The organism is Gardnerella sp. KA01001 (genome assembly GCF_049244025.1).
In the GTDB taxonomy this organism is placed as follows: domain Bacteria; phylum Actinomycetota; class Actinomycetes; order Actinomycetales; family Bifidobacteriaceae; genus Bifidobacterium; species Bifidobacterium swidsinskii.
On sequence record NZ_CP058366.1, the window covers coordinates 99,894 to 112,372 of the forward strand.

Sequence of the window (12,479 nt, forward strand, 5' to 3'; positions counted from 1 at the left end):
AAATGACCCTTACTTTGCTCACAATCAAGTAGCATAAGTAAGGGTTTATTTGTATAAGGAACAGCACAAAACAACTTAGTATTTAGTAAGTTAACTAGCAATTACGAGTTAACAAATACCATTTAGTAATTATCAGTTTCTGAATCACCATAGTCGTCGCGGCGAGCAGTGCCGTACTGATCTTGCGTGTTCTTTTGCGTCTTAGCTTCTTCCTGCTGTTCTTGTGCTGCCTGCTTTCTGGCGTCTTCATCTCGCTTCTGCTGATCAGTTTTAACAGTATTTTTAGGCGTGCCGGGCAGAGTTCCACCGGCAGTATACTTTGGATCAGGCTTGCCATAATCGTTGTCAACAGGAATGTTAGCAGCTTTCAAATAGTCGTTCATAAACTGTTTCCACGCTGGGGTTGCAATATACATACCGTACCAAGCTGCCATTGTGCGACCGTTAATAGTCATGCCATTAAAGCTTTTCTGTGATTCAGCGTTACCAACTGCCACAAACGAAGCAACTTGATACGGCACAAAACCAGCTGTAGTCATGTAGTACTGCTCGTTAGTACCAGTTTTTGCGAAAGTCTTGCGACCGCCATCAAGTTGTGTAGTTGAAGCCTCGCCGCCAGGTTGCACAACACCCTGATTCAGCGCATAAGCAGCAGTTTGAGCGATTCCCTTTGGAATTGCTTGATGGCAATGCGCACTAGGAACTTTCAAACGCTTACCGTTTTTGTCAACAACTCGCTTAATAGCAATAGGATCACACGCCACGCCATCAGCACCAATAGTTGCATACACATTCGCCACAGTTAAAGGCGAAGCTTGCACAGAACCAATCGTCATAGGCGGATTAAGCGAGTTAGCAGAATACACGCTTTCCTGACCAAGAGGCGAATTGTGGTAGCCAAGTATGCGAGCAGCATCCGCGATTGAACACAGCTTAATTTGCTGAGCCATAGAAGCCTGAGTGGTGTTATGCGAGCGCACAAGACCTTGCAAAGGAGTTTCCGGATTAGTTGTGCCACCACCAGAGTTTTGAACTGACCAACTACCAACTCCGCGGAATTTGCTGCAATTAAAATCAGCATTATTATAAAGCATAGAAGTGCGAAGAGGCTGATTAATTGACTTTCCAGCAAGCATCCACGCAACCATATTAATTGGCTTCCAAGTAGAACCAATTTGCCAACCAAGACCGCCACCATCGCGCTCATCTACAGCGTAGTTCAAAGCAGTATGCGTAGGATCTGATTTTGCAGCATCCGTAGCATCATAAATACGATTGCTACCAAACGCCAAAACTTCACCAGTTCCAGGCTTAATTGCCGCAATTGAAACCTCAAAACCGCTCTTATCATTTACAGGAATCGTATCCCTAGCAGCTTTCATAGCAGCCTTACTAGCACGCAAATCCATAGTTGTGTAAATATCAAGACCACCCTCAGTAAGCAACTTTTCGCGCATGGCAGCAGTTTTACCAAACTCACGAGAGTGCAAAATTTTCTTCGTCACATAATCGCAGAAGAATGCTGCATCTCCTGCAGCTTGACATCCAATTTTAGAAACTTCCCTCTGTATACTAAGAGTGCTTTTAAGAGGAATAGCAACAGCGGAATCATGCTCGCTCTTAGTAATAAAACCTTGACGAAGCATTAAATCAAGTACAATATTGCGCTGCTTTTGCGCTTCAGGCTGATTTGTTTCAATAGAAGGATCATAACGCGAAGGATTCTTTGTAATTGCAGCAATAGTTGCTGATTGCACAAGATTAAGTTTTGCAGCGCTCGTATTGAAGTAGCGATGAGCTGCAGTTTCTACGCCGTAAATATTATTGCTACCGAACTGCGCAATATTTAAATATCCCTGCAAAATCTCAAGTTTAGAGTATTTTTTCTCCATTTGAATTGCAATAAGCATTTCGCGTAATTTACGTGCAATAGTGCCTTCAGAAGCGTGATACTCAGCTAAAGAATCGTTATTTTCGCGAGCCTTAATCATAAGCACATTTTTTACATATTGCTGAGTTAGGGAAGAGCCACCTTGCATATCTCCCTTTTTAACGAATGTTTGCACGAATGCGCGAATAACACCTTGCATATCTACGCCGGAATGCTCAAAGAATCGACGGTCTTCACGAGCAACCATTGCTCGCTGCATATATTGCGATATGCGTCGAAGCGGCACTACAGTGCGATTTTGAGCATAAAAAGTTGCAATAATAGTTTTGCCATCAGAAGCGTAAAGTCGCGATTTTTGCGGCAACGCGGTAACATCAAAATCGATGCCGTCAACGCGAAGTGAAGGCACTACTGTTTTCACTACACTATTCACGCTCATTACGCCAGGAACAAACATAATACTTGCTGCAATACCTCCTGCAACACACAAAGTGATGTAGGTAAGGAACAGCGCTAACACACGGCGAACAGTCAGTGAATTCTTTTTCGGCATGCGTACTATTTTAAAGGTTTGCCTCTACTTGAAAACTAGCATCATAAACATTCGCATTTTAACGTTCAGCTCGACGAATAAGCATGCCAGGCTTGTAGATAATAATTGACCTGCCTTGGCGCATAATCCAACCCCTGTTTGCAAAATCCATAAGTGCTTTGTTAACTGTTTCGCGTGACGAGCCAACAAGTTGCGCAAGCTCTTCTTGCGTTAAATCATGCGGCACAAGCAAGCCATCGCTCATAGGCTCACCAAATCTTGAAGCTAAATTCAGCAAAGTCTTTGCTAAACGAGCAGGAACATCCATAAAAACTAAATCGGAAATTCGCTCATTATTTGCTCGCATGCGCGCTGCAAGCACCTGAAGCATATCTACTGCAACACTAGGGTGATTGTTTAACCAATGGAATAACACGTCATTTTCTAGCCATAAAACTCTAGTATTGTTGGTAATAGATATTGCTGAAGCTGTACGAGGACCGCCGCTAGGGTCAAAAACGGGAATTTCGCCTAGAATTTCGCCAGGAGTGTGAATACTTAACAATTGCACACGATTGTCGTTTGAATGACGAACTAATTTTACTCTTCCACGCTCAAGCAAGTACATTCGATGGTCAGTATCGCCTTCATTAAAAATTGCAGAACCTTTTTTAAATGTTGATTCTTGTAAATACTGCATCAATTCTTTTACTTGATCAGCTGGAACTTGCTTAAACAATGCGGTATGTTGCAGTGAAAATTCATCGCTGTCAACGTTGAGTGTTGCCATTGCTGCTCTACCCCTTCATTAAGCAATAAGTAGATATCTCCATTGAACTACCTGTATGTAAATGAGCGCAAACGCAAGCGAAAAACGCACATCACTTGACCCATGATATCACGAAAGGCGTGGAAACGACATTTACTTTACAACGCAGTAAAGTTTCTGCCGCTTCCAACTAACTGTTTATACCCATAACATGCAGGCACCATGCGTTTTCATAAGCTAACTCCTGCCATTGCCTGTACCTGCCAGAAGTGCCACCGTGACCACCGTCAGTTTCAATACGAGCAATTGCGTCAACTCCAGAAGCTTGCAATTTAGCGAGCCATTTTAAAGGTTCCGTAACAAGCACGCGCGTGTCGTGAATAGAGGACGTGATTAAGATTTTCGGAAAATCAGCTAACTTTTTGCGACCATCTTCCATTTTTACGCAAGGCACATTTTCGTAAGGAGTATACGATTTCATATAAGCATAAGCTTCAGGATCATCGAGTGGATTGCCCCACTCATCCCACTCTGTTACAGTAAGCGGCAAAGAAGAGTCGAGCATAGACGTAAGGGCATCTACAAAAGGCACGTCTGCTTCAATTCCTGCATAACATTCCGGAGCCATATTTGCTATAGCACCCATAAGCAAGCCTCCTGCTGAACCACCGTTTGCAACAGTATGACAAGCGGAAGCAAAACCAGCATTTTGCAAAGCACGCGTGGCATCAGCAAAATCTTCAAAAGTATGCTTTTTATTGACGCGCCTACCCTGTTCATACCACGCACGACCCATTTCGCCGCCGCCTCGCACATGCACTTGCGCATATAACACGCCGCGATCCAGCAAACTCAAGCGACCGACAGAAAAAGTAGGGTCTGAACTAACTTCATACGCTCCATAACCAGTAATAAACATTGAGTCAGTTTGAGAAATTTTATCCGGACGCCACACAAGAGACACTGGCACACGCTCACCATCTCGAGCAGTAATCCAAACGCGCTTTTCAGCATAATTGCGCTCATTAAATTCACCTAAAATTTTACCTTGCTTGAGCAACACATCTTCGCCTGTTAAAGGATCCAACTCGCGAAGTTGACCTAAAGTCGCATAACTACCAAAAGCGTAACGCATACGCGGAGCTTCGTACGAAGGATTTCCAGTCATAGAAATACTCAATAGGCGATTATTGTTGATTTCTTCTTGTGAAATATTTGCGAGCGCAGCACGTGATTCGGCTTGCGCTTGATCCACAAGTTGAGAAGAAAGTTGATCCGTAAATTGATTCGCAAGCTGGGAAGAAAGCGGTCGCACTTCGCAAAAACGCCACGGTTTTGCTTGCAAAAAATCTTCAACAGCGCGCTTCTTGCTCATTACAGCCAAATGCGGCAAACCTTGAGAACGATAAGCTAGTGCCACATAATTTTTGTACATTGACAATCCGCTTATGCTCAATCCAACTGCATTTTGCAATATTTCAGGATTTTGAGGCGAATTATAAGGCTTTGTAATAGGCTCACTTCCAGCACCTTGTTGCCAAGCATCTCCCTGCTCGCAACCATAAGGAGAACCCGACGCAACACATACTCCATCCGAAAGCTTATACGTTATATGCTCATCAAACTTGCCGGAATTTCCTCTCATATCAATAATGTCAATTTCAAAATTAGGATTTTTAGCGTTATGGCACACAATCGCAATTGGAATATCTTCACCATTTTCGCCAGCATTCTCAAAGCAAGCGAAAGAAATATCGTATTCCACCCCCTCAACCGGCTCAATAACCATACGGAATTCGCCTTCAGGATTGCTCAAAGGAAGCATAAGCACGCGCGACGTAGTCTTTGAACTACTGCTGATCATCATGTATCGTTCGTCAAAACTTTCATACACGTCAACAAAAAATCGCTCGTCAGTTTCTTCAAAAACTTTTACATCATTAGAAACGCTAGTGCCAACCTTATGCCTCCAAACTTGATAAGGACGCCAAGCATCATCAAGCTTTACATAAAACACCCATTTTCCATCTGGAGAAAGTGAAGCAGAAGCAAGATTTTCCCACGATTCTTCTAACTGCAACCAAGAACATGTTTTTGTAGAAAAGTCACGAATAAAATAGTTAAAGCGTTCATCGCCTTGAGTGTCGACACCGTACAGCATTCTCAAACCGTCGGTACTCAAATCCATTCCACCGACTCTAAAGAACTTGCCACCAGAGTGCTCAGATTCAAGGTTTGCATCAAATAAAATTTCTTCACCATCAGTTGTGCCAGGTTTTGCAGAATTGTCGATAGTTGGCGGATTCCAATCGTCACTATTTTTGACTTTCATACGGCATTGCACAGCGTATTGTTTGCCTTTTTCAGTGCGCACGTAATACCAGTAATTATTCATGCGCACAGGAACAGACATGTCTGTTTCTTGAACTCTTGAGCGCAACTCGTCAAATAATGTAGAACGCAAGTTTTCTAAGTGCTTTACACGCTGTTCAGTATAAGCATTTTGACTATTGATGTATTCCATAAGCTTAGGATTATTGCGATCTTTCATCCAAGCATATTCGTCTATATAAGTGTCGCCATGGAATTCACGCGTCGACGGTATGCGTTCTGCCGCTTTTGGCTTTGCAAAATCTTGATTATTCATAGCTACACCTCTTTTAATTTTCATTAAGTATTTTCTTCAGCTTTTATATATTAGTAACGAAATATTTTCTGCAATTCTTTAATATTACAAAATTATTTTGCAATTATTTTATACTATTTCGCAATCGCTTCCTCTATAAACGGAAGCATTGCTTTAGCTAAATCTTTGCCTTGAGGAGCTGCAAAAAATGGCACGCCTTGCAAAGTACCAACAGCACCTTCTGCTTCAATTATGCGCATTTGAGCATCATCAAAATCATCAATATCACCAGAAAACTCGTTAGCATTATGTAATTTTTCGATCGCCATAGTAGGAATTTCTTGCGCAGCTTCACACGTAGTATCAAGAGCATCCGAAAAAACATATGCACGCTTAGACGCACTTAAAGCAACCGCAAAATCACGAGATAATTTACGACGAAAATCCTCAACAGTAGCATGCTTACGCAATTGCCTAATACCTACTGCAAGCACACGACCTGGATGCTTACGAATAATATTCGCATACGTTAAAGGATCCTTTTGACCATCATCGCCAATAAGCACAAAACGCATACCCGGAAAATCATCCATAAGCTGAGTTGCAAATTCTAATTTATGCTGCGGTCCGTTTGGGATAAAAGTTTTAGGACGTGGATCCAAATCACGAAGAAGAAGAGGACCCTCAGGAAACTTTTCGCGATCAATAAAGTGACGAATTGAAGCCTCAACATTCCACGGAGAAGTAGAAAGATAGAAAAATGGAATATCGTCACGTAAACGCTCTAAAGACTGGAAAAACTCAGACATTCCAGTAACTGGCGAACGATGAGCAGGATTCATAATAAGCAAGTTATAAGCAGCACGAATTGGCGAAGGCGCTTGAGTTACCATAATAGTGTCGTCAACGTCCGAAATAACACCAACAGGAACATTTGCGTCAATAGCAAACAAGCTCGCTTTTACAGGCTCACGGTCACTAACAGAATACGAAACAACGTGACGACCAGGCTCTAAAGCGCGCTCAGTAATTAAATCTAAATACCCTGCACGGTCAGAAATACAATACTCTGCACTACCATCGCGCGAACCTTCAGGCTTATCGTATATTTCAGAATCGCCAATTTGAGCTGTTTCTACAGGAATACCGTCAATAGACAAAGCCACGCGCACACGCACAGCAGGAACAACAAGCATCGCGTAAATTCCGCGTTTTAGAGCAGAATGATGACCAAGCTTTGGAGCATACACAGTTCTGCAAATCAAGCGAGCATATCTATGCGTTCCATACCCAATATATGGCTCAACACTTGGAAACCAGCCAAGACGACGAGCAACACGACCAGCAAGACGCATCCACATGCCGACAATAGACGTAACGAGCCTGCGACCAAAACGCACAAGCAATGGCTTATTGTCAATACACTCAGCTTTAGACGGAGTGTCAAACAATGTCGCAGTAACATGCACAGGAATTGGCGCGCTGCTAATTCGTCTAGACGCAGCTAACTTCGGAGTAGATTGTGGACTTTGCACACACTCAAGATTAGAACGCGCAGAAAGCAAAAGTTCTTCGGCGCGTTCATCTTTGTTAAGTGAGTTACCCACAGATTCGCTCATTCGCGTACCGGACCATCTGGAGTCGTGCCAACAATTTGTACAATAGTGCCACGTGGGCAATTTTCAAAAATCCAGCGAGCATCCTGCTCATACATGTTTATGCAACCATGAGAGCCGTGATTTGCAGCATCGCCAGTTGCAATACCCTTATAATTCCAAGAAGCAGTGTGGAAGCCTTCTCCACCATGGTAATAGCTAACCCAACGCACTCCAGGAGAGAAGTAAGGAGAGCCATCGCCGTTCCTACCGCGCATATCTTGTGAAGCATAACGCAAGTAAATAAAGAATGTGCCGGAAGCTGAATCATCAGCACCGCGCTTACCTGTGCAAACAGGGAATGTTTTTACAAGTTCATCATTCTTATAAACAGAAGCCGTTTGGGTTGTTTTGTCAACAACAATGCGCATTTCAACAAGCTTCTTTTCAACGGTAAACTTAGTGATTTTCGCAGGAACAGCCATCTTGAAATCATTGCCATTGCGCAAAGATTCTACAGCCTTTTTCGCAACACTATTGGAATAGTTAATTTCAACACCATTAGAACCTTTAAGCGTTGTGAAAATAAACCTACCTTCTTTATCAATTGCATCTTCTTGATTAATTTTTTGCTGATTAAGTTCTTTTGGAAGAACTTGAGACAAATAATAATCTGCTTTATCTGCATCAATTGTGTAAGAAAGCTTACGGCGAGTCGTATCTGCTTTTATACTGATCCAAGACGCAATCGCTTCTTTTGGAACCGTAAAATCTTTACCGTCACCGTTATTAAACGTGATTTTTTTCTCAAGAAGTTTATTTAAATCATTTACAAGTTTCTGCGCTGCATCAAGCTTAATAGGAGCGTCAGTGCGTCGAGATGTAACAGAAACTTTTACTGTTTTACCAGGGTAAGCAATTAACTTTTTTACTGCTTCACGAACAGACATAGTTTCTATAGTGCGACCAGGTATGCCATCCTCTACCTTGTAAGATTCAGAATCCTTGTCGAAAACTGCACTATAAGGTACAGCACGATCCTTCTCACGAATAAACTTATGCAATAAGTACGAATCCAAAGCAGAATCATCACGTACAGCTTTCAAGCTCACAGTTTGATGAACCCAAGGCATAATACGAGTAAATAAATTATCTCGCTTAGCATTCATAATAGCTTTTACAGTTGCGTTCTTATCAATCTTGACACCAAGCTGACTCAAATCTGCATCAATACTATTTCCTTGATCGTCACTAATTTCTAATTCGCTATGATCCACAGCATTCTGAACAGTCTTGCTTACAGAATCTTCCTGATAGCCAGTGAGATTGCGCGTAATAGAAGCATCACCAAAATCAACACCTGGAGCAACTCGATTGTTGAAATACAAATGAAGTGCAAAAAATGCTGCTGCTAACAAAATAACAAAGATAAGAAGCGAATACATCAACGCCAGTGCGGAACGATTCGTACGATGTTTCTTTGCTTTCGGCTCTACTACTCTAAATGAATCGGTTGCAGTTGAATCGGCAGGAGTTGCATTTGCATACATGCCATAAGATGCAGCATTATTACCAAACACATTCTTCTTATTACCCGCAATATCTTCAACGATATCGTCAACAATGTCTCCAGAAGTATCTTCTTCATCGGCGACTTCGCCTAAATTATCAGCAAGAGTTCCCTCATAATTAACAGAATTATCAGCTATTTGATCTTCTACATGACTTTGAGGAACCTGCATAAAAGCAACAGTATCGTCACTAGCATCATCAGGCATATTACTAGGTGTAATATTGAGGGATTCATCTCCCTCAAAATTTTGCTGTAATTCAGCCATATTCAAAACCTCTGCTTAATAATTATATGCGACAGACACGCTTGCATAGTTTACCACTAGCGACGCACGAAATTAGTATTAGCGAAGCAGGAGAGCATAACTGGTTACATAACTAGCTATATAACTAACTAAATATTTAGTACAGAATTAATGCGAATAATACACGTGAAAAACGAGCAAAGAACAAGCAAAAGCAGCAAAATGCACAATTAACTAGCAACTAGCCGACACCTGATGAGTAACTAATAAACATCTAATACAAGCAATAAACGATATTTATAAAAACAATACATACTATACAAATGTGTAAAAAACGTAAATATTCACAGTATTAAGCAAAATTTATCGTAGCAATAGAAATAATGTGCAAGAATAGAGGGTATGCCAATTATGCCTATTCAAGCGACTATTGCTCTTATGATGATTGTATTCGCGCTTGTACTCGCTCCATTCGTCATCATGATTGTTACGCGCGCCATGAAACGGCATCATTTAGCGAAAAAACTCGCAAAACGACACGGCGACTCTGTACATTACGCGTTTATTCTAAATCCTTCAAAGCCGCAGGCAGAATCTTACCGCGAAAGTATTCAAAATTATTGCGACAAGCGCAAACTAACTTACGAAATAATAGACACTCAGTTAGATAAAGACGGACGTGAATGCGCACAAGAAGCACTTTCCAACGGAGCGAACGTTGTTGTGGCAGTTGGCGGAGACGGCACAGTTAGAACAGTTGCGAGCGCAGTAAGCGGCAAAGGACACGCTATGGGAATTATTCCTATTGGCACCGGAAATCTTTTTGCAAGAAACATGGGCATACCTGTAAACGATGTGGAAGCTGCATTGCGCGTGGCTACTTCGCATGGATCTAGGCAGGTTGATGTTGGGCGAGTAACGATTCTGGACAATCCGAAAGAGGACCACGGCCATGCGTTTTTGATTATTGCCGGAATTGGCTTTGATGCGCTTATGATTGACGACACAGACCCGAAGCTAAAGAAAAACATTAGTTGGCTTGCTTATTTTGTGGCCGGAGTTAAACATTTGTTTATGCCGAAGTATCGTGCAACCGTTACCTTACAAAGATCAAACGGCGACGAAAGCGTACTAAAAGGACTCACCTTCCGAACCCTTATGGCAGGAAACTGCGGGCAAATTCCTATGTTCTCGCTAATGCCAGAAGCCGCTTACGACGACGGCGTGCTCGACTTTGAAATTATTGACACTTCGGGCGGATTAATCGGCTGGGCTAATTTATTCCGCGGAGTAGTACACCAAACCGTAACCGGTCACGCTCTGCAGCAGGAGTCGCTATCCGCAGGCTCCAGAATTGACCAAACGCAAGGATTTAGCGCGGAAGTGCAGTTGGAAAAAGCGGCGCCAGTGCAGGTGGACGGCGACATTTTGGGTTACACAAAGCATTTGCGCTTCACTGTTGACAAACAAGCCCTGTGCGTGCGCGTGCCAGCAAGCGTAAAAACCAGCGTTACTGTGAGTGAATAATATAAAATACAAGCGCCGTGGCAAAATAAAAAATTATGGTAGCAAAAAATGCGGGAATGCCCGCCACCCCAGAAGATCTAGTCGACGTCGACGCTTTGGTTGGCGCTTACTATGATGAAGTTCCAAATTCCAACATTCCAGAACAGCGCGTGATTTTCGGCACGTCCGGTCATCGTGGTTCCGCTTTGAAAACTTCGTTTAACGAAGCTCATATTGTGGCTATTACGCAAGCTATTGCTGAATATCGCAAGAGCGCTGGCGTAACTGGCCCTCTTTATATTGGTCGCGATACGCACGCTCTTTCTGAGCCTGCTCAAAAAACCGCTATTGAGGTTTTGGTTGCTAACGGAGTTCACGTTCGCGTGGATTCTCGCGGCGACTTCGTGCCAACTCCTGTTGTGTCCCAAGCTATTTTGACTCATAATCGCGCAGCCGACGGCACTCAGCGTTTTAGCGGAGACGGCTTGGCTGATGGCATTGTTGTCACTCCTTCGCACAATCCTCCAACCGACGGTGGTTTTAAGTACGATCCTGTAACCGGCGGCCCTGCACCTGCAGACGTAACTAATGCGATTGCAAACCGCGCAAACGAATTGCTCGACAACTACAAGTCCGTAAAGCGCGTGCCTTTCGAGGAAGCAATCAAGTCTGATTTGGTTGAAGGCTTCGATTACCGCGAACATTACGTAAGCGACTTGGCAAACGTAATCGACTTCGACGTGATTCGTTCCAGCGGCGTACGTTTGGGAATTGACCCACTCGGCGGCGCAAGCGTAAACTACTGGCCACTTATGAACGAAAAGTACGGCCTGAACATTGGCGTTGTGCGTCCAGAAGTTGACCCAACTTGGCGATTCATGACTATTGACCACGATGGCAAGATTCGTATGGACCCAAGCTCCCCTTACGCAATGAAGGGCTTAGTTGATCAGCTTAACGCTGGCGCTTGGGATAAGTACGATTTGGTTGGCGGCACTGATCCAGATGCTGACCGCCACGGAATTGTGTGCCCTAACTGGGGTGTTATGAACCCGAACCACTACATTGCAGTGTGCGTTGAGTACTTGTTCGGCGGCGCTCGCCCAGATTGGCCAAAGAATACTGCAATCGGCAAGACGCTTGTGTCTTCTTCCTTGATTGACCGCGTAGCTGCTTCTATTAACGCAAAGCTTGTGGAAGTTCCTGTTGGATTCAAGTGGTTCGTTGACCCACTCTTTAGCGGCGAAGTTGCTTTCGGCGGCGAGGAAAGCTCCGGCATGAGCTTCTTGCGCAAAGATGGTCGCGTGTGGACCACCGATAAGGATGGTTTGATTCCTGATTTACTCGCTGCGGAAATTACTGCAAAGACTGGCAAGAACCCAGCTCAGCTTCACCAGGATCAGGTTGCGCGCTTTGGCGAAAGCTGGTATAAGCGCGTTGATACCCCAACCACGCTTGAGCAGAAGCAGAAGTTCGCAGCTTTGAGCGGCAACGACGTGGAAGCAACCAAGCTTGCCGGCGAAGATATTACCGCAAAGCTTACAGAAGCTCCTGGAAACGGCGCAAAGATTGGTGGCTTGAAGGTGACGACGAAGAACAACTGGTTCGCTGCTCGCCCATCTGGTACCGAGAATATTTACAAGGTTTACGCAGAATCCTTCGTTTCTCCAGAAGCACTTGACAAGGTGCTTGAGGAAGCTACTGCTGTAGTCGACAAGGCTTTAGCGTAACGTAATAATCTTG

The 12,479-nt window shown here is 43.6% G+C and carries 7 protein-coding genes; 2 read left to right on the top strand and 5 right to left on the bottom strand.

From position 1 onward, the window contains the following. Positions 1 to 122 precede the first annotated feature (122 nt). The 5 genes from HXT59_RS00450 to HXT59_RS00470 all read right to left on the bottom strand — a co-directional run bounded on the left by HXT59_RS00450 (position 123) and on the right by HXT59_RS00470 (position 9,251). Positions 123 to 2,444 carry a transglycosylase domain-containing protein gene (locus tag HXT59_RS00450; RefSeq protein WP_421783902.1) on the bottom strand — a complete coding sequence of 774 codons (2,322 nt, stop codon included), beginning with the start codon at positions 2,442 to 2,444 and terminating at the stop codon, positions 123 to 125. Positions 2,445 to 2,502: 58 nt separating this feature from the next. After that, positions 2,503 to 3,213 carry a Crp/Fnr family transcriptional regulator gene (locus HXT59_RS00455; protein ID WP_004110206.1) on the bottom strand — a complete coding sequence of 237 codons (711 nt, stop codon included), beginning with the start codon at positions 3,211 to 3,213 and terminating at the stop codon, positions 2,503 to 2,505. A 169-nt stretch (positions 3,214 to 3,382) separates the two neighbouring features. Beyond that, positions 3,383 to 5,863, bottom strand: coding sequence for a S9 family peptidase (locus HXT59_RS00460; RefSeq protein ID WP_116431918.1), 2,481 nt, complete (start codon positions 5,861 to 5,863; stop codon positions 3,383 to 3,385). 89 nt (positions 5,864 to 5,952) lie between these two features. Continuing rightward, entirely contained in the window at positions 5,953 to 7,437 is a 1,485-nt protein-coding gene (locus tag HXT59_RS00465) for an App1 family protein (RefSeq protein ID WP_064622129.1), read from the bottom strand. Then, on the bottom strand, positions 7,434 to 9,251 hold the full coding sequence (locus HXT59_RS00470; protein ID WP_004110203.1) for a L,D-transpeptidase: 1,818 nt from the start codon (positions 9,249 to 9,251) through the stop codon (positions 7,434 to 7,436). Before HXT59_RS00470 ends, HXT59_RS00465 begins: the two co-directional genes overlap by 4 nt. Positions 9,252 to 9,632: 381 nt before the next feature. Between HXT59_RS00470 and HXT59_RS00475 the strand changes: the two genes are divergently transcribed. Then, positions 9,633 to 10,757, top strand: coding sequence for a diacylglycerol/lipid kinase family protein (locus tag HXT59_RS00475; RefSeq protein WP_004110202.1), 1,125 nt, complete (start codon positions 9,633 to 9,635; stop codon positions 10,755 to 10,757). 35 nt (positions 10,758 to 10,792) lie between these two features. Further along, positions 10,793 to 12,466, top strand: coding sequence for a phosphoglucomutase (alpha-D-glucose-1,6-bisphosphate-dependent) (gene pgm / locus HXT59_RS00480; protein WP_012913843.1), 1,674 nt, complete (start codon positions 10,793 to 10,795; stop codon positions 12,464 to 12,466). Positions 12,467 to 12,479: the final 13 nt, after the last annotated feature.